This window comes from Haloarcula sp. HT12 (genome assembly GCF_055271655.1).
The window spans coordinates 130,143-151,282 of the sequence record NZ_JBUXKW010000002.1; the positions used below are offsets into that span (position 1 = coordinate 130,143).

Below are 21,140 nucleotides of genomic sequence, written 5' to 3' on the forward strand. Positions count from 1 at the left end.
CCGTCGGCGATACAGCTGCTCGGTTGCGAACCGCCTCAGTACCGATAGCGGGGACCGAACTAATTAGGGGATTGCACTGGCGAGATAGGTATGGACGAACTGATGCCGGATGCGACAGAGGCGGTTGCCACCTCGTCGACGCCGGCCGCGGAGTTCGAATCGCTGTCGCGGAGCCAGCAGCGCAGGGTGTTCTTCCAGCTCCCGGAGACAACCCAGGCGTCGCTGGTCGCGGAGCTGGACCGCGAGCAGCTACAGGGGTTCGTCCGGCGGCTAGACCCCGACGAGGTAGCGGACGTGCTCGGGTTGGCCGACGAGGAGACCCGCGAGCGCGTGCTGCAGCGACTCGACGAGGACCGCAGGGAAAAGGCCGAGTTCCTGCTGGAGTTCAGCCCCGAGAGCGCGGCCGGGCTGATGCACCTCGATTACGTCACCGTCGACGTCGACCGCAGTCTGGCCGACGTCGCCCGCCGTGTCGAGCGACACGAGGAAAGAACCGGTCGGTTCCCGACCATCTTCGTCACCGACGGCGACGACTTGCTCGGCGAACTCCCCGGACAGACGCTGGCGATGACGGACGAGGAATCGGTCGATCTCAGGGAGCACGTCCGCGAGACGCCGGCAGTCGACTTCGACAGTCCGGACACCGACGTGGTCGACGTGTTCCGGGCGAACCCGGAGAGTTCCGTCGCCGTACTGAACGACGACGGGAGCATCCTCGGGGTCATTTACGCGGAGGATCTCCTGCGGGTCATCGAGGAGGAAGCCGGCGAGACGCTGTACGAGTTCACGGGCGTCCGCGAGGAGGAGAGCGTCCTCGACGGGCCGCTGTCGAAGGTCCGCTACCGGTACAAGTGGCTCATCATCAACCTCGGAACGGCGTTTCTGGCGGCCGGCGCGGTCGGTTTCTTCGAGGACACCATCGCGGCGTTCACCCTGCTTGCGGTGTACATGCCGGTCGTCGCCGGGATGGGCGGCAACGCCGGCACGCAGTCGATGGCCGTTACGGTTCGGGGCCTCGCGTTCGGCCAGATTTCGCTGTCGACTGGTAGCAGAGCGATCATCAACGAGGTCATCGCCGGCGCTATCAACGGCGCGATTACCGGCGTCCTCGTCGCGATAATCGCATCCGTATTCAATCAGAGCCCGCTGCTTGGACTGGTGCTCGGCGTGTCGATGGTGCTGAACCTCGTCATCGCGGGCTTTTTCGGGACCATCATTCCGCTGGTGCTGGACAAAGTCGGAAAGGACCCGGCCACGTCCGCGACCATCTTCATCACGACCGCGACGGACGTGCTGGGCTTTTTCATCTTCCTCGGGCTGGCCCAGAGCGTCCTCTAAGGCCGCTTGTCCGCTGTTTCGACAGCGGATTGCCCTCACCGGTTCCGGCTCACCGGGAACTTCACCCGATCCGGGTGTTCGTTGAACCGTTCGAGGATGTCCGCGTACAGCGCGTTCCGCATCCGAGTGCCGCGCCGGGGATGGACGAGATACCGGAGTCGGAGCTCGACCCACGACTCCCCCTGTGTGATGTTGACCGTCGGCTGTTCGTTCACGTCGAGTTCGACCGGTGTCTCGGCGAGGCGGTCGCGGTACTCGCGGACCTGTTCGGCCATCTCGTCACCGAGATGGTCGGTCGCCACGTCGACCATCACCTCGGACGCGAACGCCAGGTCGGTCTCGTAGGCGACCTGTATCGAGAGTTCGTTCCAGACGTACTGGACGCCCTCGCCGTAGAAGTTGACGACCCGAGAAGACAGCACCGTGCTGTTCGGGACGGTCACGATGCGGCCCGACGGCTGGTTCGAGGAGACGAGGTCGCCGTCGATCTCCCACACCTCCGTGACGAAGAAATCGACCGCGACCACGTCGCCGCGCATCTCCTCGATAGCGATGCGGTCGCCCACCTGATAGGGCCGCTTCGTCATGATGTACAGCCAGCCGATGAGCGAGAACAACGGCTGCTGGAGCGCGAACGTGACCGCGAACCCGAGCACGCCGAGCGAGAACAGGACGCTCACCCACTCCCGGGTGATGACGCCGAACACCGCGATCATCCCGAGGATGCCGAAGGTCAGTCGGAGGACGTTCCGCACGTCGTGCTGGCGGCGCTTGTTCTGGGTGTGGTCCATGAGGTACGTCCGGGTGACGATATACCCGCCGTACATGGCAAGCAGAATCGACGCCAGAGTGAGCGCCAGCAGCGTCAGCGGTTCGAGTTCCACGCCGGGAATCTGCTCGTCGATGCCGAACCGGCTCACGAACCGCGAGCCCGCGTACAGGACAAGCGCACAGAGCAACGAGAGGTAGCCAGTTCGGCGCATACCACGACACTGTGGCCCGGCCTTGAGAAAGGCGGGTATTCGTGATGGGAACGGAGATACGGGCCGCTGTCGGGTGAGTGTCACAAAAACGGATCGACCGCCGCACCGAGCCGTTACTCCGAGACGCCGCTGAGACTGGTCATCGGCGATGCGCCGGCAACGATAGCTCCAGTGGCCAGGATAGCGGCCGAAAGTACCACGAAGTCCCCCGTCGGTGAAAACCCAGCCAGGCCGGCCCCCATCTGGACGATGAACACCGTCACGAAGAAACTGAGAATCGCGAACACCAGCATCACAATCGCCGCGATGATACTACTCACAAGTGCGCCAAACGAATCAAGGAATCCCATACAGTAGTGCCTCGTCCGGTACAGTCACCGGAACGGTTTAATGATGTGGTGTATGGGTTTCGCTACAAATAGCGGCTGTGTCCGGCGGTATTGTGTTTCCAAACACGATAGTGAGAATTATCTGAGGGGGAGGGACTGAACGCTCATTTCTCGCGGTTATCCAGCGAAATGAGGACGCCGCGGACGTTCAGGCGCATCTCGGCGCGGCCCTTGCGCTCGCCCCAGGTTTCCAGGTCGGCCCGTTCGAGGAAGTAGTCGATGACCGCCTCGTCGTCGGCGAGTTCTTCACGCTTTCGCTCGACCTCCGCGACCCATTCAGGGAGTATCTCGGTGTACGTCTCCAGTTTGTCGCCGGTCGCTGCGGGACCGAAGTGGCCGAACATGAGGATGTCCGGGTCGAGGTCCTGTATCATCGCCACGTCGTCGAGCGCCTGGTCGAGCGTGAAGTTGACCGGCGGCGTCGTGACGTGCATCTCGTCGGTCGTCGGATTGTAGATGCCGGCGGCGTCGGCGGTGAACACGCCGTCGATGGCGGGGTCGTAGAAGACGACCTGGTGCGGAGCGTGACCCGGCGCATAGAGGACATCGAGCGAGTGGTCCCCCAGGTCGATTTCGTCGCCGTCGGTCAGCGTCTCGATGCGGTCATCGGCGACCGGTATCGGCTTGCCGTAGTACTCGATCTGGTCGCCGACGGCGTGTTTGGTCCCCTCCCAGAGCCGCTGGGGGTCGACGAGGTGGCGCTTGCCGGCTTCGTGGACGTGCACCGTCGCGTTCGGACAGTCCTCGATGAGGTAGCCGGCCCCGCCAGCGTGGTCCAGGTGGACGTGGGTCGCTGCGATGACTTCCAGATCCTCGGGCGCGATACCGACCGACTCCATCGCCGAGAGGATGGTCTCGTGTCGCGCGCCGGTGCCGGTGTCGACCAGCGCCGGTCGCTCGGCGTCGATGATGTAGACGGACCCGTACTCGGCTACGTCGTACATCCCGGTGTCGACGTAGTGGACGTCTGTGCAGTCCCCGACCGTCACCTCGTAAACGTCACCGATTCCCATACACTCTCTCCGAACCGGCGGGGGCAAAACCGTTGTGCTGCGACTGTCGTGACAGTCAGATGTCTCGAAGGGCAAAGCCATTTACCCGGACTGGGAAACACCACTGTATGTACGACGCTGTACTCGTTCCGACCGACGGCTCCGAGGGGTCCGCCACCGCAGCCGAACACGCCATCGACCTCGCACAGCGCCACGACGCGAGTCTGCACGCGCTGCACGTCCTCGAAACCGAGCAGGTCGTCGAGCAGATTCCCGATTTCGAGGACAGCAGCATCTTCGACCGCCTCGCGGACGCCGGCCAGCAGGCCGTCGACGAGATACGCGCACAGGCGGAAAGCGCTGATATCGACACCGTGACCACGGCAGTCGAGCAAGGCGTCCCACACGAGGAGGTCGTCGATTACATCGAGCGCCACGACATCGACGTCGTGGTGATGGCGACGGAGGGGCGGACCGGGCCGTCCCGGGAACTCATCGGCAGCGTCACCGAATCGGTCGTTCGGGCCTCACCGGTTCCGGTGCTGGCGGTCAAGGTCGGCGGCGAATCGTAGCGAGGGATCGACGGTCGGGGGCAGCCCCACCGCGGGACCGACACGCCTAATTTCTGCCGTCGAGAACCGTCGCCCATGTTATCGAGACAGTTCGTCCGGGAGAACCCCGAGACGGTGCGTGACGCCATCGAGCGGAAGGGCGTCACGGGCGTAGACCTCGACGAAATCCTCGAAATCGACGAGGAGTGGCGGGAACTGAAGGCCGAAGGCGACGGCCTCCGACAGGAACGCAACGAGGTGTCGAGCAAGATCGGCCAGCTGAAACAGGAGGGCAAAGAGGAAGAAGCACAGGAAGCCATCGACCGCTCGCAGGAACTCAAAGACGAACTGCAAGAGGTCGAGGAGCGCGCCGACGAACTGGAGTCCCAACTGGAAGACGCCCTGCTTGAACTGCCGAACATCCCCCACGAGTCTGTCCCGACCGGCGAGGACGAGGCCGACAACGTCGAGCGCTACCGCGAGGGGTTCGAGGACCTGCGGGACCTGCCCGAGGAAGTGGTGCCTCACTACGACCTCGGCGAGGACCTGGACCTGCTCGACTTCGAGCGCGGTGCGAAGGTGGCCGGCGGCGGCTACCAGTTCATCAAGGGCGAGGGCGCACGCTTGGAACACGCCCTCATCCAGTTCATGCTCGACATCCACCGCGAGCAGGAGTACGTCGACGTGCTCCCGCCGATCCCGGTCAACTCCGACTCGATGGAGGGGACCGGCCAGCTCCCCAAATTCGCCGAAGACGCCTACCGCGTCGGGGCCAGACAGGACGACGACTACGACAGCGACGACCTGTGGCTGCTCCCGACGGCGGAGGTGCCGGTCACCAACATGTACCGCGACGAGATCCTGCTTGACGACGACCTGCCGGTCAAACACCAGGCGTTCTCGCCGAACTTCCGCCGCGAGGCCGGCGAACACGGGACCGAGACGCGGGGGTACGTCCGCGTCCATCAGTTCCACAAGGTCGAACTCGTCAATTTCGTCCGGCCGGAGAACAGCTACGACCGGCTTGAAGGGCTGCTCGACGAGGCCGCCGAAGTACTCGACCGCCTCGAACTCCCCTACCGCGTGCTCGACATGTGTACCGGCGACATGGGCTTTACCCAGGCCAAGAAGTACGACATCGAGGTGTGGGCCCCCGGCGACGACATGGACGCGGGCCCCGACCGCGGCGGCCGCTGGCTCGAAGTCTCCTCGGTGTCGAACTTCGAGGACTTCCAGGCCCGCCGGGCCGGCCTGCGCTACCGCCCCGAACGGCACGAATCGGCCGACTACCTCCACACGCTGAACGGCTCCGGACTGGCCGTCCCGCGCGTGCTGGTCGCGATCATGGAGTACTACCAGAACGACGACGGCACGATCACCGTGCCCGAACCGCTCCGCCCGTACATGGGCGGGCAAGAAGTCATCGAGGGCTCCGAGAAGATCGGCGAGAGCGCCGTCGGTGCCGGCGAGAAAGAGTAGGCCACCACGGTCCGAGCCACCGCGGCCACTGCGCTCAGCCAGCGCTCCGATTGTCTGTATGCGGTACGGTACACGAAACCACACTTCAGTACACTATTATATCAGTCCGTCAGCACCGTCGAGGTATGCCCGACGACGCCTTCGGCCGGATGGTGCTTGATTTCCACCGCGACGCCCTCGCGGAGCAGCCCCGCTACCGTCGCGATGACGACGACCTGAGCGAAGCACACCTGTCGGGCTACTTCGAGCCGCCAGCCGCGTGGCATCCTATCGAGCGGCGGTTGCTCTCGACGGTGACGGGACGGGTCCTCGACGCCGGCTGTGGCGTCGGCCGGCACGCGCTCGTCCTGCAGGAGCGGGACCACGACGTGCTTGCGGGCGACCGGAGTCCAGGGGCCGTCGCGGTCGCCCGCGAGCGCGGTGTGGTCCATCCTGTAGTCGGTGACCTCCGGCGGCCGCCGGGCGACGGGTTCGATACCGTCGTGGCCCTGGGAAAGCAGCTCGGCCTCGGGACCTCGCTGGCAGATCTCCGGACAACACTCACCGAGTTGGCGACGGTGACGCGGCCCGGCGGCCGTCTCGTCGCCGACATGGACACGCTCGACCGGGCAGACCCCGAAACCGAGGCCGCCCACGCCGTCCGGCCCGGCGTCGCCTACCGGACCTTCCGCGTCGAGTACGACGGCTTGACCGGGCCATGGACCGACTTGCTACTGGTCACACCGTCACGGTTCCGCGATGCGGTCAGCGAGACGCCCTGGACCGTGGACGCGCTCGTGGGGACGGACAACGAGGAGTCGATGTACGGCGTTCGGCTGTCGCTGCCCGGACAGTGAAACAGCGGGTACTCGGGCCGCACCTCAGCGCGTGTACGTCTCGATGTGCTCGATGACATCCCCGTCGAAAGTGAACACGTCCACGAAGCCGACGATGCGCTGGCCGTCGGCATCCAGCAGGCGGCCGCGGGCGACGACCTCCGCCGTCGCCGTGGCTTCACCGTCGGTCGGTTCCGGCTCACTGTCTGTCTGGCGGCAGTAGAGGCCGTCCAGCGGATGGGTGGTGTTCGTCTGCGGGCGCTCCTCGCGCATGAACCGCACGAACCGTTCCCGGCCCTCGATGGTCCGGTCGGGGCGGTCGTGGACGAACGACGGGGCGAGCAGCGAGGCCAACTGGTCGTAGTCGTCGCCGTCGATGGCGTCGTAGTAGGCCCGTGCGCGCTGAACGAGAGCGGGTCGCGTCACGTGTCCGATTCGGGGCCGCCGGACGTGTCTCTGTCGCTCTCCACATCGGCTGTCTCGTCAGCCGTGTCCGAACCCACGCCATCGTTCGACCCGGAATCGGCCGTGGAATCCCCTGTATCGCCGTCAGCAGCCCTCGGATCAGCCAGATCCAGTTCGACCGACTCGTCAGTTTCCGAGCCAGACGCGGGGTCAGCATCCGACGGCCGGTCGGCAGTCGGTTGTTCGCCGTCCGGTGGGTCTTGCGCCGACGAGTCGTCGTCCGCACCGCCGACCGTGTCGGGCGGCGCCTCGACCATCGCGGTCGGGGTCTCCAGCGAGTCCGCCGACTCGTTTTCGGCCTCGCTAGCGGCGATTTCGGCCTGTATCTCCTCGATATCCGTGTCGTCGACCGCCGATATCTCGCCCGCTCCATCGGTTTCTTCCGCTGTCGCGTGATCCGCGGAGGCGGTCGAAGCCGCCGGGTTCGCCGGCTGTTCGGCCGTCGCTGGCGCCGTCTCGTCGGCCGGTTCTGTCGTCGTCCCGTCGGCCGCGTCGGCGGCTTCGGGCGACGGCGTCGAATCCAGCGCCGACGACGCCGTCTCCGACAGTTCGCTGTCTGTCCGTTCGACCGCCTCGTCGAGATCCACGTCGAGTGACGTATCCACAGCCGACTCGTCCTGTGTGAGGAAAGCCGGCCGGTCGTCGTCCCCGTCCGTTTCGAGCGTCGCCACGTCCGGCGGCCACGGACCGTCGGGGTCGGGCGGCTCCTCGTAACCACGGGCCGTTTCTAGCGGTCGCTCGGCATCGTCCCGGAGTTGTTGACCCTCCGCTCCGTCCCCGCTGGAGTAGGCGCGGGCGGCCTGGGCGAGCCAGTCGCTGGCCTGCCACAGCGTGTTCGCCTTGGTCTTTGCGTCCTCGTAGATCGGTTTCAGGGACTCGTCGTCGACGAACCGAACCGCGGTGTCGAAGTGGTCCTCGGCGGCGTCGAACTCTTCGCGGGCCTGCTGGAAGTCGCCCTGGGCGACCATCCACTCCGAGTCGCGGAACCCGTCCATCGCCGCAGTAAAGGCCCGCCGACCCTCCGTGTAGTGGGCGTGGCCGACGCGGTAGCGAGCGAAGGCGGTGTCGTCGCCGCCAGTGTCCGCGATGGCGTCCTTTATTTCGCCCACGTGGGGGAGCTGTTGGAGGTCGTCGGTACTCCAGGCGTACTGCACGTCGCCGTCGTGGTCGATGACGACGACGGCGCGTTCGATGAGTTGCTGGCCGATGTCGTCCACGAAGTCGATGCCGTACTCGCGGGCGACATCGTGGTCGGTGTCGGACAAAAGCGGGATTTTCAGGTCGTAGCGGTCGGCGAAGGCCCGGTGGCTGTACACGGAATCCGGGCTGATGCCGAGAATGGTCACGTCCTTCTGCATCGTAAAGAGATCGAGTTCGTCTAAGTCACAGGACGTTTCGTCACAGGCCGGGTTGAAATCCGCCGGGTAGAACGCGAGGATGACCACGTCCTCGCCGAGATACTCTGACAGTCCGACCCGCTTTCGCTCGCCGTCGACTAGCGCCGGCAGTTCGAACCGCGGTGCCGCCGTCCCCTCTGAAAGCACACGTTGTACAACCGAGGCCGGCTATAACAGTGTTTGCACGCTATCACGGAGCGAGTCGCTTTTATCCGCCACGGTGATAGCTCTCGTGTGGAACTGCACGTCCGGTACGAGGGCGACGACGACCCCGACAAATGTAGCGCGCGGAAACTGGCCCGCATGGACGAGGCCGAACTCCACCGCGCGACGCGGTCGACGCCGCCCGGCATCGTGCTCAACCCCTTCGCCGAGCAGGCGCTGTCTCCGGCGGATCGACCGACCGTCGGCGACGGCGCTCGCCACAGCCGCCTGGTCGCGCTCGATTGCTCCTGGGAAACCGCCGAGCGAGAGGCGTTCGACCTCGAAGGGATTCACCGGTCGCTCCCCTTTCTCGTCGCCGGCAATCCGGTCAACTACGGAACGGCGTTCCAGCTCAACACCGTCGAAGCCTTCGCCGGCGCGCTCGTCATTCTGGGCGAGCGCGACCACGCCGAGCGAATCCTCTCGACGTTCTCCTGGGGCCACACCTTTCTGGAACTGAACGAGGAACCGCTGGAACGGTACGCGAACTGCGAGGATTCGAGCGACGTCATCGACGTACAGGACGACTACCTCGCCGAGGAGTAGTCACCGGGGCGCTGCTGGCTTCTCGTGGAGCGGCGCATCACAGTGTGGACAGGCCCGCCGCGCGTGTGCCTCTAACACGTCGTCGATGCGTTCTCCGCAGGCTTGGCACCGCATACTACTAGTTAGTATTCGAACAATATTGTAGGTTTGCCTTCACTTCTAAGGGTGCCTACGAAAAGCCCGTTCCGATGCCGCTCGGGGCCGCTGGCGGGGTCAACGGACTCGTCGGCAGGTCCATGTCCGGCTCGGGGTCGTTGTAGCCGCCGGGCGCAACGTCGTTCGGACCGTCGGGGTAGCACAGCGACGCCAGTGCTTGAATGTGGTCGCGGCCGACGCCGAGTTCGAACTGGCCGCCACCGTAGAGGTCGATGTCGTGTTCCTCGCAATAGTCAATAGTTGCCAGGACCGACTCGACAGTCCCACACCGCGAGGGTTTCATGTTGAGCCAGGCCGGTTCGAACGGTAGCGCCTCGATGCTCTCCACGCCGGTAATGGGCACGTCCCACGTGACGCGTTCCTCCTGCCCGTCGAACACCGACCGCGTCGCGTCGGTCAGGTCGGGGTCCTCGACCAGCGCGTCCGGGAGTCCGTCGACGACGCGGCGGTAGAACTCTGGGTCAGCCTCCACATCGACATCGGTCCCCTCGTATAGTCCCTTCAGGTCCAGCACGCGAACGTCATAGTCGGTCAGGTCGTCGACGAGCGCATCGTTCCAGGACGGCGTGGGATCGAGCTTGAACGCCAGGTCGCCGTAGCGCTCACACAGTCTCGCCAGCCGGTCCGCTGTCGGCGGCGCGTCGTCGTCCGGGTTCGACAGCCGCGTCGAGACGACGAAGTTCACCGGGTCGTACTGTCGGCCGAGCGCCGTCCCGAGGTCCGTGTCGGCCTGTTTCAGCGCCAGGTCTAGCGCCGCGCTTTCGAACCCCCAGCGGCGGTAGTGACGGAACCGGTCCTCCTCTGGAGGGTCCGGCCACAGGTCGGCCGCCTCCAGCGCCGTCGAAAACGAGTCGAGCGTGTATTCACCGGCCAGCGGCGGGTTCTCACCCTGCAACGAGTCGGCGTCCTGCAGCGCGTCGTGGGCTTCGGTCGTGTACGTCACGTCCTCGCCGCGTCCGGTTTCGTCCGCCCCCGAGAGGTGGATAACGGTCGTTACCCGGTCGAACCCGCTGGAGGTGGCCCGTTCTCGGCGTTCGAACTCGCACCGCTGGACGGTGACCGACAGGTCTGCGACTTGCTCGTACATACGCTATCCTCGCGCTTCGAACGTCTAAAGCCAGCGACGGTTGGTGCTGGATTCGAAACTCAAAGCTTAAACGCGCGCACCGGGAACAACCGCGCATGGCTAGCTTCGAGACTGCGTCCGACCGACTCCTCAACAAGCAGATCTGCATGCGGTGTAACGCTCGGAACCCACAGCGCGCCCAGCAGTGCCGGAAATGCGGCTACGGCAACCTGCGCCCGAAGGCGAAAGAGACCCGCAGCGCCTGATTTTCGGGGCCGTTTCGCGGATCGACCACCGGTTACCGGTGGCAGTTCGTCGCCACTCCGCTACCGGTTGGTGTAGTCCTCGTCGACCGAACGGCGGTCGAGCGTCGCCAGGCGGACCGACGCGTGCGAGACGATGAGTTCCAGCAGCTTTTGATCTTCTTTGCCGACAGTCGTGTCCGCCGTCGTCACCGAGACAACGACCGTCGTCGCGCCGTCGTCGTCCAGAACCACTGCCGACACGCAGTCGGTGACGGCCTCGGAGAGAGCAACGGGGAACGGCCGGTCGTGAACAGTAACCTCGCCGGCTTGCCGTGTTCGGACTGTTTGTGCGAACGAGCCGACGACATCGACCGGCACGGTTCGAATTGTGTTGGCGAGCACCACCGGGTCGCCGTCGCTGAGCCGGACGACAGCCGTCTCCTCCATGCCGGTCATCGTGCTAACGGCCTCGACGACGTAGGCGGCGACGCCGTCGGCGCTGGGCGCGCTGGCGATGGCTCGCCCGTAGTTGTTCACGTCCGCGGCCTTCCCGGCGAAGGCTTCGATGCGGTCGCGCTCGGCTTCCAGTTCGCGGAGCCGGCTCCGGCTCCGGGCGTCGTACAGCCCGACGAGAACGCCCGCCAGCGCGCCGACGGTGACGAGGTCCACGGTCAGAAACGATGCCCGGGCGAGGGAGCCGGTCGTCACACGCTGACTGAACAACAGCAGCGCCGCCACGGCGGCGAAGGCCACCGTCCCGCCGGCGGCCCACGCGGCCACGCGGGACGCGGCTTCCTCCTCCGTCGTGTCCCGAGCGAGCCAGACGCCCGCGTACGCTATCGCGAGCGCCATCGCCACGAAGGGGAGCGCATCGACCGCGACCGCCACCGGAATCCGGGTCTGCTGGACCGCGTGCAGAACCTGAATACCGGCCAGCACGACGCCGGACAGCGCCAGCGCCGCCCCGGTCACGAGTCGTTGGTTCATGCGCTCGAATATTGCCCCGAGAAGTAGAGCGTTACGCCGCGCTGGGCGCTCACTCGTCTGGGTACTTCGGCTCGCGGCGCTCGGCCCGTTCGAGGGCGCGTTCGACGACCTCGCGAACGTCGCCGTGGAAGACGCCGCCGTGACCCGAGTACATGTGTTCGACGCCATCGGGCATGCGGGCGAGGATATCTTCGATGCTCTCGATGAGGCGCTCACGGGACTGGCCGGGGCGGTCGGTGCGGCCGAAGGAGCCGTCGTCGAACGCGCCGTCGTCGTGGACGACTACGTCGCCGGAGAACAGCGACGCCTCGGAGACCAGCGAGACGTGGTCGTCGGCGTGGCCGGGCGTGTAGACGACCTCGCATTCCTCGTCGCCGACCAGAAGGGTGTCGCCATCGGCGAGTTCGTGATCCCGGCGTGGATGGGTCCCGTAGGCGTACAGCGGCGCGTCGAAGGCGTCGAGAACGGCGTCGAGTTGCTGGACGTGGTCGCCGTGCTGGTGGGTCAACACGACGGCATCGAGCGCGTCGGCGTGCTCGCGGATCACGTCGACGACGCCGCGCATCGCGCCAGCGTCGACCAGCGTCGTCTGTTCGCCGGTCGCGAGGTAGGCGTTGCAGGTGAACGTCTCGGCCTCGGCAGTGACGTTGTGAACGTCCATACACGACCTCTGTGGCGCGGCCCGCTTGAGTGTACTGTCCGGCTATCGGAACGGGCAGACAACCGGGAAACAGGGCGTTCTGTCGTCTAATAAACACAGGAGGGGTGCCGAGTGATTTTTCAATCGGAACGTCATAGTTGTACACGTACCATGGGGTTCGGGAGCTACGACGAATCGGAACAAGACAATCAGGAGTACGACACAGACTTCGAGGACGAGGACGGCCTCGATGCTGAAGAAAACGCCCACGAGGGCGACATCGAATACGAGTTCACCGCGTCGAACGACGAACTACTCGACAGACTGGAAGACATCAAAGACAACCAGAACACGTGAAATCCGGGGCACGGGCCCTTGGCGTCGCGGAGTCGTATCGGGGAGCAACCAGTCAGTTCGCCGGCGCTGTCGTTCGCGCCAGTAGAGTGGCCGACGGCTTTGTTTTTACTACTGCCACGGTCGGCGGGAGCGACGCGACCGAGACGGTGTGTGGGATGGTCGACCGACTGGACCGCGAGGACATCCGCTACCTGCTGGTGGCGGGTATCGCGCCGGCGTGGTTCAACGTCCTCGACCTCCGGCGGATTCACGAACACACCGACCTGCCGGTCATCTCGGTCACCTTCGATTCCTCGCCGGGGCTTGCGGGGGCCATCCGCGAGGCGTTCGACGACCCCGATGTCGTGCAGGACCGGCTGGCGACCTACCGCGCCCAACCGGAGCGGCGACCAGTGACGGTGAACGAGGAGTCGGTGTACGTCCGGAGCGTCGGCCTCGACGACAGCGCCGCCGCGGACGTCGTTCGTGCGTTCACGCCGGAGGGCGGCCGTCCGGAACCACTCCGTGTCGCCAGACTGGCGGCGCGAGGGCTGGTCGAGATGGAGTGACTCGAACGGTAGGGTCAGCCGGATATGGTGTGACAGTGACCGCAGAGCAACGATTCAGCTCGGATTCACGTATTTTAGCTTCCGCTTCGACAGGTGGTCTATAGCCAAAATATGATTAGAATTCCTAGACCGACTGAAAGGCATCAATAGCATTTTCCCGCCAGTGGTTAGCAATAGCTAAAGATAGTCTGATTGCCCGACACTGTGTTTGTAGAGATACAATGGCAGAAAGCAGAACACAGACGAGGAATGCTGTAGAGCCCGCAGAAACGAACGAGCAGACGAACATCAACAGTAGCGTCACCCGGTACGAGGGCGATCAGCCGACAGAACACAGCGTGTACGGTACGCGCCAGCAGGACAGCCAGCTCGTGTTCTTCGACGGGCAGGTCCCCGACGTGGAAACGGTCCGGAGCGGCGGCGTCCGGGAGCAGACGCTGGCCGCGCTTGACCAGATCCGTGCGATGGCTGCCGAATCCGGTCTCGAATCGCGTGATCTGATGCGGACGACGGTGTATCTCACAGAGATGGATCAGCTGACAGCGGTCAAGCAAGCATACGCGGCGTTTTTCGACGGGCAGCGACCGTCACGGACCGTCGTCGGCGTGACAAGCCTGCCGAACGACGCGGCCGTACAGATCGAAGCGACGGGTGTAAAGCGGTAATCGCTGTCGACTCCGGACGGCCGTTCTCGCTGAGACGGACGGAACCGTGTGCCGCGCAAAACTCCGGCGGCGGACCGCTGCGTTTGAGAGCCCCCGGTACGAACGGCGGGGCATGGAGCAGATGGACGGCCTCGACGTCGTCGGCTGTGAGCGCTGTGATGAGCTCTGTCGCTCGCGCTCGCGAATCGTCAACGGCGTCGGCCCCGCGGACGCGGACCTGCTGTTCGTCGGGGAGGCCCCCGGCGCGAACGAGGACGAACAGGGCGAGCCGTTCGTCGGCCGGAGCGGCGACGTGCTCGACGAGGCGCTGCGCGAGGCCGGCCTCGACCGGGGCGACGTGCGCATCACCAACTGCGTGCGCTGTCGTCCGCCGGACAACCGTGACCCGCGACAAGGCGAACTCGCGAACTGTCGGGACTATCTGGAGACGGAGATCGACCGCGTCGACCCCGAAGTCGTGGTGACGCTCGGAAAAGTCCCGGCCGAACACTTGCTGGAGCGCGACGTGGCGGTCACCGGCGAAGCGGGCGACGTGTTCGACGTGGCTATCGCCGGCCAGCCGCGCCGCGTGCTCGTTTCGGTCCACCCGGCGGCGACGCTGTACGACCCGAGCCAGAAAGAGACGTTCGAGTCGGCGCTGACGAGTGCCGCGGAGTTTACCGACGCCCAGAGCGGACAGTCGCGACTCGGCGAATTTTAAAACGTCGGGGAGTGCGGCGCGGAACCGCTACTTCGCTGCGATATCCATCGCCGCTGCCTTCGTGTCGACGAGCGAAATATCAACGTCCGGGATCTCGCCGACCTGGCTCTTGAGCGCCATCTTCTTGATCCCCTCGGAGACGATGATCCAGTCCGTGATACCGAACTCCTTGCCCGCTTCGGCGGCCTCCTGGGCCCGTGAGAACACGTCGTTGTTCAGCGACCCCTCCATCTGGAGATTCGAGATATGTGTGTCGACCGCCGACTGTGAGGCGAGTTCCTCGAACCGCTCGTTGACTTTCGCGAACGTCTCGTCCGTCATCTCCATCTCTTCAGGGAATTCAGCGATGAGAACGTTACCGTCGACATACAAGATCTCTGTAATATCAACCATCAACGGCCGTATGCGGTAGGTGAATAAAACTGGGCTAGCTTATTTTCATAGTTGATATCCTCATCGGGGCCGAATAGATGGTCGTAGTCGGTATCTCCCGCCGGGCAGTGGTTGTGCCGAAGGCTTGTTCGAACAGGAAGTCACTTAGCCCCTGTGCGTCTACAGGAGCGTATGAGTGTGAGACAGACGACCGCCGACGTGGTCGTCGTCGATTACGGACTGGGGAACCTCCGGAGCGTCACGCGCGGGCTCGAACGCGCCGGCGCGGACGTCACCCTCTCGGAGGACCCCGCGGAGTTCGACGCGGCCGACGGCATCGTCCTGCCCGGCGTCGGGGCCTTCTCCGAGGGGATGGACAACGCCGGCCCGTTCCGCGAGGCGCTGGTCGAACAGGCCGAGGCCGGCACGCCGCTGTTCGGTATCTGCCTCGGGATGCAGATGCTCCTGACGACGAGCGAGGAGGCCGACCACGCCGGCCAAGGCGATGCCGAAGGGCTGGACCTCATTCCCGGGAAGAACGTCCGGTTCAGCCGCGACCAGACCGTGCCACACATGGGCTGGAACGAACTCGACGTGACGCGGGACCACCCGCTCGTCGAGGGCGTGGACGGCGAATACGCCTACTTCGTCCACTCCTACTACGCCGTCCCCGACGACGAGCGCGCGACGGTGGCGACGACGGACTACGGGACGGACTTCGCCTCGATTGTCGCCAACGACGCCGGCAACGTCTTCGGCACGCAGTTCCACCCGGAGAAATCGGGCGAGACGGGGCTGCGTATCCTCCGGAACTACGTCGACTACTGCCTCGACCACTGAGTTCCGGCACGGGGGTATTTCATGTCGACAGGAGATTCTGTGGTCCTGCTCACCGGCGCAGCGTCGGGCATCGGTGCGGCGACGGCGCGGGCATTCGCCGACGAGGGCTGGACCGTCTACGCGACGGACATCGAGAGCGAGTTTCCGGACGACATCCGCGAGCGCTGTCGCTGTCTCGAACTCGACGTGACCGACGACGCACAGATCGAGGCCGTCGTCGACCGAATCATCGCCGAGACCGGCCGGCTTGACTGCCTGGTGAACAACGCGGGCTACGGGGTTGCCGGTCCAATCGAGGACGTATCCAGCGACGACGTTCGCGAGCAGTTCGACGTGCTGGTCCACGGGCCACACCGGCTCGTCCAGGCAGTTTTACCCCAGATGCGCGAGCACGGCGGGCGCATCATCACCGTCTCCAGCGTGCTGGGCCACACCGCGTCGCCCGGACTCGGCGCGTATTCGGCCGGCAAGGCCGCCGTCGAGTCCCTGACTGACGCGCTGCGGATCGAAGTCACCGGAGCGGACGATATCCACGTCTCGCTCGTCGAACCGGCGTGGGTCGACACCGGGTTCGCCGACAGCGCGCTGGAAGGCCTGACCGACGAGGACCGAACACCGACCTACGAGCGGACGTACGACGCGCTCGAAACCGGCTGGGTTCTCACCGGCGGCCCGCTGGCGACGACACCAGAAGCCATCGCCGCGACGGTCCTCTTGGCGGCGACCGACGACCCGCCGAAGGCCCGCTACCCCGTCGGCGCCTTCGCCACGTTCGTCCGGTGGACCCACTGGCTGCCGGCGCGACTCCAGGACCCGATTCACCGCGGGTTCGGTCGAGCGAGCGCGTTTCTGGGGCGGTGGCTGGGATGACGCAACTGACCGATGGCGACCGGGTTCGGCTGTCGACCGGCCACGAGGTGACGCTGCCGTTGGTCACTGAGGCGACGGTCGCCGGAGCAGTGCTCCCAGCGCGCTACGACGTTGCCGAGTCGCTGCTGCCCGCTGGACTCACACCGGTCCGAACGACGGCCCGGCGAGCCGCGGTCGTGCTCCTCTGTGTCGAGTACCATCGTATCGGCGACGACGCGATGGCACCCTACGACGAGTTCGCGGTGATGATCGTAGCGACGCCGGAGGGATGGCAGCCGCCGCTGGTTCCGCTGCTGACCCGCACGGCTGGGAGCTACGTCTGGTCGCTCCCGGTGACGACCGAGCCTGCTCGCGCCCTCGGCGAGGAAATCTGGGGCTATCCGAAGACGGTCGCCGACATCACCCACCGCGACGACGCGACCCGCCGCGAGACGACAGTTGTCGAGGACGGCGACCGCGTGGCGACCGTCAGTATCGACTGGCCCCGGACCTGGGAGCGTCGAGACCGAACCGAGAGCTACGCAGTTCGGGCGGGCCGACTCGAACGGACCCCTATCGAGTTCCGGGGGAAACTGGGGGCCGCACCGCTGAGCGGTCGCGTCGACGTGGACCCGGGCGACCACGAGCGAGCCGATACGCTCCGTTCGCTCGAACTCGGCTCCCGCTCCGTCCTTCGGCTCTCGCTGGAGGGGCGAATTGCGTACGGCGCTGGGCGGCCGGTGGAGCGGTAGCGGGGCAGAGCGGTGCAGTCGTTGTAGCGAAGCAGTGCAATCGCTGTAGCGGGGCTAAGAAGTACGGAACCCGTCCCAGCATACCGCGCCTGCGGCGCGGTTTCACTCCGAGCGCGGCCGCAGGCCGCGACTCGGAGGTCGTTTTTAGCGTAGATTTTTGCAAGGAGTGGTGCCCGCAGCGCGCTCGAAGAGCGCGCGAGGACACCCGACGCAGTAAAAAGGTACTAGAGGAACTCCCGGACCTCAGAGTACCACATATCGTGCTCGTCGACGGCGTCGATAGCCTCGGCGACGCGGACGGCGATGGCGTGCCAACAGAGCTGGTCGGGGTCGTCGGCGTCGAGGTTGTACTCGCTGTCGGCGCAGGTACAGCCGCCGTCCTCGACGATGTACTCGTCGTCGTGGCCGACGACGACGGTGAAATCGCGGTACTGCTTGACGCGGCTCTCGCCGACAGCCTCGATGGCCTGGTGGCCGCGGTCACCGTGGATATCGACGATAGCCGACACTGCGTCGGGGGTCAACTCCCCGGCGGCTTCGAGGTCGGCCACCCACTCCTCGACTGCGGTCACATCCATGCTACGGAAAGGGGTGACAAAACGGCGTCGGCTTCAGCAGCCGAATTCCGTCGGAGGCAGGGGAGTTATCAATGCTTGTACTGTGCCCAGAAGGATAAACACGGAATAGGGATTTCTTCCGGCATGGACCTCCCGTGGCTGGCGCTGGGCTCGTTCGCTTCGGGACTCGGCTCGCTGTATCTGCTGGCCCAGCTCCGGGCGCACTGGGACAAGCCCGGCGCGCGGTGGTTCGTCGCGACCATCGTCACGCAGACGATCTGGTGTTTCAGCTACGGCGTGGCGCTGCTGATGTTCGACCGGACACTGCGCCTCGCCCTGGAGATGGTGTCCTGGCTGGGAATCATCTGGATCGGGTTCTGTTTCCTCTCCTTTGCGCTTGGATACACCGGCCGGACGAACGTCCTCGAAAGTGGCTGGTACCGGGGTGTGGCGGTGCTCCCGCTCGCTGGAACGGCCCTCGTCGTCACGAACCCGCTCCACACAGTCGTCTGGGAGGGGTTCCGGGTCGTGCCGACCGTCGGCAGCGCGGGAGCCGACTACGCCGTCTTGCCGACGGGGCTGCTCACGATCATCGTCGCGATGTTGTTCGTCAGTTTCGGGACGTTGCTGGTGTTCGATACGGTCGTCAGCTACGGCCCGCTGTACCGGCGTGAGGCGCTGGCGGTCGGACTGAGCCCGATACCGCCCGGTGCCGCGGTGTTGGTGTGGGCCGGCGGCATCGGGCCGGTTCCGACAGTCAATCTGACACCGCTCCTGTTCCTGCCCCACGTCGCGCTTGACCTGTACGCGTTCGTCCGGAGCGACATGTTCGAGTTCCACCCGGCGACCCGACGGGCCGGCGAGCGGGCGGCAATCCACGACATCGCCACCCCGGTCGCCATCGTCGACGAGCAAGGGCGGGTCGTGAACCTCAACCCCGCCGCCGAACGGATGCTCGCCGTCGGCAAACACGAAGCGCTGACAAGGCCACTGAACGACTTTCTGACGGGCGATTCCATCGAAACCGATGGCGAGAGTTCGCGGGTGTCCATCGAGACCAGGGGCCGACACCGCGAGTTCAAAGTCCGACAGACGGCGCTCCGTGACGAGGCGGGCACACAACTGGGGTACACGGTCGTCTTTCAGGACATCACCGACGAGATCCGTCGGGAGCGCCGCCTCGAAGTTCTCAATCGCTTCCTCAGGCACAACGTCCGCAACGAGAGCGTCGTCATTCAGGCCCGGGCGGAACTGCTGGCGGGGGAGCTCGGCGGCGAGCAGGCCGACCACGCGGCGACCATCGAGCGGTCGGTCAGTCGCCTGGTCGACTCCGGCCAGAAGGCCCGGACCCTCGCCGAAGCGGGCGGGGGTGACACGACCCTCGAATCCGTCGTACTGTCCGACCTCGCCGGCGAGATCGTGGGAGCCGCCCGCGACGAGTACGGCGGGATCGTGACAGCCGAGATACCCGATGGCCTCCGGCTGACGACCCAACCCGCCTTGCTTGAGATTCTGCTGACGAACCTCGTCGAGAACGCGCTCCAGCACGTCCCGGACGCCGTCGTTACCGTCGGCGCAACAGTCGATGGCGACGACGTTGTGCTGACGGTCACCGACAACGGCCCGGGCATCCCGGAGCACGAACTCGGCGTGCTGGAGCGGGGCCGCGAGACGGACCTGAACCACGGCAGCGGTATCGGTCTCTGGCTCGTCCGCTGGACCACGACGACGCTGGAGGGGGACCTCGCGTTCGACACGAGCGACGGGACGACGGTGACTGTTCGACTGCCCCGAGAGCGGACGGCCGCCGAAGCGGTGTGAGTGGTACTCGCGGAGATGGTCCGCTGACCGTGCTAAGTGCGATTGCACAGCCGGCAGTCCCAGTGCGATGACACGATCAACATCGGGTGGGACTGAAAGGGGCCAGCCGCTCGATGTGCGAGACGGCGTAAGCACTGGAACGAGCGTAGCGAGTGAAGGGCGCAACGAGTCGTAGTAGTCGAGCGGTCGGGGGCTTTCGGGCAGGTCACGCCAACACTGAGTACAGAAACATCGACAGGCAGGTTCGAACGACTTAACGGCGCAGACACGGACCGGGGAGTATGCGCGTCAGTGAGGGCCGAGTGACGGTCACGGTGCCGGAACAGCCGGAGGCGGGGAAGGGCGCGGACGTGTTCTTCAACCCCGTCCAGGAGCTGAACCGCGACATCACCGTGGCGGCGCTGCGGGCCTACCGAGAGCGAACCCCCCGCGTGTCGACGTATCTGGACGCCACCGCCGCCAGTGGCATCCGGGGCGTCCGCGCCGCGGCCAACGACTGGGAGACGACGCTGTGTGACATCGACGACGACGCGACGGCGCTGTGTGAGCAGAACCTCGAACGCAACGACCTCGCCGCTTCGGTCCGGCGGTCGGACGCGAACGTACTCATGCACTCCGAGGCCTTCGACGTGGTGGACGTGGACCCGTTTGGCACCCCGATTCCCTTCGCCGACGCGGCTATCCAGGGGACCAAACACCTCCTCTGTGTGACAGCCACCGACACGGCACCCCTATGCGGGGCGCACTTCGAGAGCGGGGTCAGGTCCTACGGCGCGGTCCCGCGCAACACCGAGTTCCACGCCGAGATGGGGATGCGCGTCCTCCTGTCGGCGATGGTCCGCACCGCGGCCCGCTACGACATCGCCGCCCGGCCGATCCTCAGCCACGCGACGAAACACTACGCCCGGACCTACCTGGAGTTCGACCACGGCGCGAAAGTCGCCAACGACTGTATCGACGAACTGGGCTACGTCCACCACTGCCAGCACTGCCTCTGGCGCGACCACGACTACGGCCTCATCGCCGACCCGCCGGAGGAGTGTCCGGTCTGTGACGAGCACCTCCAGACGGCCGGTCCCATCTGGCTGGGCCGGACTTGCGACCCCGAATTCGTCGACGCCGTTTCCGAGCACGTGACCGAGGAGATGGGCACCGCCGAGGAAGCGACAGAACTGCTGGCGACGCTCAGAGAAGAGATCGACACGCCGACCCACTACGACCAGCACCGGCTCTGCAAGCGCTGGGGGCGCGGCGCGGAAGCCATGGACGAGTTCATCGGAAAGCTCCGCGACGCTGGTTACGAGGCCTCTCGTACGCACTACGGCGGGACGACGTTCAAGACGAACGCCGACGTGGTGGAGATCCGCGAGGCGACGGCACACTGACAACGCCGAATGTTCGCGACTACTCGCGGCTGCCGACGTAC

Annotated in this window: 25 protein-coding genes; 15 read left to right on the plus strand and 10 right to left on the minus strand. The window is 65.6% G+C overall.

Annotated features, from left to right (window positions below):
- Positions 1 to 90: 90 nt before the first annotated feature.
- Positions 91 to 1,338: a magnesium transporter gene (locus tag ACY9XZ_RS05790; RefSeq protein ID WP_463456112.1), complete on the plus strand. Its 1,248-nt coding sequence runs from the start codon at positions 91 to 93 to the stop codon at positions 1,336 to 1,338.
- Between the two features lie 35 nt (positions 1,339 to 1,373).
- Here the strand turns inward: ACY9XZ_RS05790 and ACY9XZ_RS05795 are convergent, their stop codons facing one another.
- From ACY9XZ_RS05795 to ACY9XZ_RS05805, 3 genes are all read right to left on the minus strand, one after another.
- Complete coding sequence (locus tag ACY9XZ_RS05795) at positions 1,374 to 2,321, minus strand: mechanosensitive ion channel family protein (protein ID WP_463456113.1); 948 nt, start codon at positions 2,319 to 2,321, stop codon at positions 1,374 to 1,376.
- A 113-nt stretch (positions 2,322 to 2,434) separates the two neighbouring features.
- Positions 2,435 to 2,671, minus strand: coding sequence for a hypothetical protein (locus tag ACY9XZ_RS05800; protein ID WP_424327631.1), 237 nt, complete (start codon positions 2,669 to 2,671; stop codon positions 2,435 to 2,437).
- A gap of 143 nt (positions 2,672 to 2,814) precedes the next feature.
- On the minus strand, positions 2,815 to 3,723 hold the full coding sequence (locus ACY9XZ_RS05805; protein WP_463456114.1) for an MBL fold metallo-hydrolase: 909 nt from the start codon (positions 3,721 to 3,723) through the stop codon (positions 2,815 to 2,817).
- A 107-nt stretch (positions 3,724 to 3,830) separates the two neighbouring features.
- Here ACY9XZ_RS05805 and ACY9XZ_RS05810 point away from each other — a divergent pair, with 107 nt between their 5' ends.
- The 3 genes from ACY9XZ_RS05810 to ACY9XZ_RS05820 all read left to right on the plus strand — a co-directional run bounded on the left by ACY9XZ_RS05810 (position 3,831) and on the right by ACY9XZ_RS05820 (position 6,568).
- Positions 3,831 to 4,274: a universal stress protein gene (locus tag ACY9XZ_RS05810; RefSeq protein WP_463456115.1), complete on the plus strand. Its 444-nt coding sequence runs from the start codon at positions 3,831 to 3,833 to the stop codon at positions 4,272 to 4,274.
- A 75-nt stretch (positions 4,275 to 4,349) separates the two neighbouring features.
- Entirely contained in the window at positions 4,350 to 5,732 is a 1,383-nt protein-coding gene (serS, locus tag ACY9XZ_RS05815) for a serine--tRNA ligase (protein WP_463456116.1), read from the plus strand.
- A 125-nt stretch (positions 5,733 to 5,857) separates the two neighbouring features.
- The gene (locus ACY9XZ_RS05820) at positions 5,858 to 6,568 is read left to right on the plus strand and encodes a class I SAM-dependent DNA methyltransferase (protein WP_463456117.1); all 711 of its coding nucleotides are present in this window, start codon (positions 5,858 to 5,860) and stop codon (positions 6,566 to 6,568) included.
- Positions 6,569 to 6,592: 24 nt separating this feature from the next.
- On the opposite strand, the gene ACY9XZ_RS05825 is transcribed toward ACY9XZ_RS05820, so the two are convergent.
- Positions 6,593 to 6,973, minus strand: coding sequence for a nuclear transport factor 2 family protein (locus tag ACY9XZ_RS05825; protein ID WP_463456118.1), 381 nt, complete (start codon positions 6,971 to 6,973; stop codon positions 6,593 to 6,595).
- Positions 6,970 to 8,556: a redoxin domain-containing protein gene (locus tag ACY9XZ_RS05830; RefSeq protein ID WP_463456119.1), complete on the minus strand. Its 1,587-nt coding sequence runs from the start codon at positions 8,554 to 8,556 to the stop codon at positions 6,970 to 6,972. The genes ACY9XZ_RS05825 and ACY9XZ_RS05830 overlap by 4 nt, the downstream gene beginning before the upstream one ends.
- A gap of 87 nt (positions 8,557 to 8,643) precedes the next feature.
- On the opposite strand from ACY9XZ_RS05830, the gene ACY9XZ_RS05835 reads away from it, so the two are divergent.
- Complete coding sequence (locus ACY9XZ_RS05835; RefSeq protein WP_463456120.1) at positions 8,644 to 9,159, plus strand: DUF367 family protein; 516 nt, start codon at positions 8,644 to 8,646, stop codon at positions 9,157 to 9,159.
- Between the two features lie 169 nt (positions 9,160 to 9,328).
- Here ACY9XZ_RS05835 and ACY9XZ_RS05840 read toward each other — a convergent pair whose 3' ends face one another.
- Positions 9,329 to 10,402 (minus strand): enolase-like domain-containing protein, encoded by a 1,074-nt coding sequence (locus tag ACY9XZ_RS05840; RefSeq protein ID WP_463456121.1) that lies wholly within the window; start codon positions 10,400 to 10,402, stop codon positions 9,329 to 9,331.
- 95 nt (positions 10,403 to 10,497) lie between these two features.
- Between ACY9XZ_RS05840 and ACY9XZ_RS05845 the strand changes: the two genes are divergently transcribed.
- Entirely contained in the window at positions 10,498 to 10,647 is a 150-nt protein-coding gene (locus ACY9XZ_RS05845) for a 50S ribosomal protein L40e (protein ID WP_004960523.1), read from the plus strand.
- Positions 10,648 to 10,707: 60 nt separating this feature from the next.
- Here the strand turns inward: ACY9XZ_RS05845 and ACY9XZ_RS05850 are convergent, their stop codons facing one another.
- Both ACY9XZ_RS05850 and ACY9XZ_RS05855 read right to left on the minus strand, forming a co-directional pair.
- A complete protein-coding gene (locus ACY9XZ_RS05850) occupies positions 10,708 to 11,613 on the minus strand; it encodes a hypothetical protein (protein WP_463456122.1) in 906 nt (301 codons plus the stop codon).
- A gap of 49 nt (positions 11,614 to 11,662) precedes the next feature.
- Positions 11,663 to 12,274: an MBL fold metallo-hydrolase gene (locus ACY9XZ_RS05855; RefSeq protein ID WP_463456123.1), complete on the minus strand. Its 612-nt coding sequence runs from the start codon at positions 12,272 to 12,274 to the stop codon at positions 11,663 to 11,665.
- Positions 12,275 to 12,424: 150 nt separating this feature from the next.
- Here ACY9XZ_RS05855 and ACY9XZ_RS05860 point away from each other — a divergent pair, with 150 nt between their 5' ends.
- The 4 genes from ACY9XZ_RS05860 (at position 12,425) to ACY9XZ_RS05875 (ending at position 14,523) form a co-directional block, all read left to right on the plus strand.
- Entirely contained in the window at positions 12,425 to 12,610 is a 186-nt protein-coding gene (locus ACY9XZ_RS05860) for a DUF5786 family protein (protein WP_004515979.1), read from the plus strand.
- A complete protein-coding gene (locus tag ACY9XZ_RS05865) occupies positions 12,607 to 13,158 on the plus strand; it encodes an endonuclease dU (protein ID WP_463456124.1) in 552 nt (183 codons plus the stop codon). Before ACY9XZ_RS05860 ends, ACY9XZ_RS05865 begins: the two co-directional genes overlap by 4 nt.
- Positions 13,159 to 13,379: 221 nt before the next feature.
- Positions 13,380 to 13,823, plus strand: coding sequence for a RidA family protein (locus ACY9XZ_RS05870; RefSeq protein WP_463456125.1), 444 nt, complete (start codon positions 13,380 to 13,382; stop codon positions 13,821 to 13,823).
- Between the two features lie 112 nt (positions 13,824 to 13,935).
- On the plus strand, positions 13,936 to 14,523 hold the full coding sequence (locus tag ACY9XZ_RS05875) for a uracil-DNA glycosylase (protein WP_463456126.1): 588 nt from the start codon (positions 13,936 to 13,938) through the stop codon (positions 14,521 to 14,523).
- 27 nt (positions 14,524 to 14,550) lie between these two features.
- Here ACY9XZ_RS05875 and ACY9XZ_RS05880 read toward each other — a convergent pair whose 3' ends face one another.
- Entirely contained in the window at positions 14,551 to 14,916 is a 366-nt protein-coding gene (locus tag ACY9XZ_RS05880) for a hypothetical protein (protein WP_463456127.1), read from the minus strand.
- Positions 14,917 to 15,087: 171 nt separating this feature from the next.
- On the opposite strand from ACY9XZ_RS05880, the gene hisH reads away from it, so the two are divergent.
- The 3 genes from hisH to ACY9XZ_RS05895 are packed head-to-tail and all read left to right on the plus strand — an operon-like array spanning position 15,088 to position 17,336.
- The gene (gene hisH, locus ACY9XZ_RS05885; protein WP_463456128.1) at positions 15,088 to 15,735 is read left to right on the plus strand and encodes an imidazole glycerol phosphate synthase subunit HisH; all 648 of its coding nucleotides are present in this window, start codon (positions 15,088 to 15,090) and stop codon (positions 15,733 to 15,735) included.
- Positions 15,736 to 15,756: 21 nt separating this feature from the next.
- Positions 15,757 to 16,605, plus strand: coding sequence for an SDR family oxidoreductase (locus tag ACY9XZ_RS05890; RefSeq protein ID WP_463456129.1), 849 nt, complete (start codon positions 15,757 to 15,759; stop codon positions 16,603 to 16,605).
- Complete coding sequence (locus ACY9XZ_RS05895) at positions 16,602 to 17,336, plus strand: acetoacetate decarboxylase family protein (protein ID WP_463456130.1); 735 nt, start codon at positions 16,602 to 16,604, stop codon at positions 17,334 to 17,336. The genes ACY9XZ_RS05890 and ACY9XZ_RS05895 overlap by 4 nt, the downstream gene beginning before the upstream one ends.
- Before the next feature lie 224 nt (positions 17,337 to 17,560).
- Here ACY9XZ_RS05895 and ACY9XZ_RS05900 read toward each other — a convergent pair whose 3' ends face one another.
- Positions 17,561 to 17,914: a hypothetical protein gene (locus ACY9XZ_RS05900; RefSeq protein WP_463456131.1), complete on the minus strand. Its 354-nt coding sequence runs from the start codon at positions 17,912 to 17,914 to the stop codon at positions 17,561 to 17,563.
- 123 nt (positions 17,915 to 18,037) lie between these two features.
- On the opposite strand from ACY9XZ_RS05900, the gene ACY9XZ_RS05905 reads away from it, so the two are divergent.
- On the plus strand, positions 18,038 to 19,714 hold the full coding sequence (locus ACY9XZ_RS05905; RefSeq protein ID WP_463456132.1) for a histidine kinase N-terminal 7TM domain-containing protein: 1,677 nt from the start codon (positions 18,038 to 18,040) through the stop codon (positions 19,712 to 19,714).
- 281 nt (positions 19,715 to 19,995) lie between these two features.
- Positions 19,996 to 21,099: a tRNA (guanine(26)-N(2))-dimethyltransferase gene (locus ACY9XZ_RS05910; RefSeq protein WP_463456133.1), complete on the plus strand. Its 1,104-nt coding sequence runs from the start codon at positions 19,996 to 19,998 to the stop codon at positions 21,097 to 21,099.
- Positions 21,100 to 21,140 lie beyond the last annotated feature (41 nt).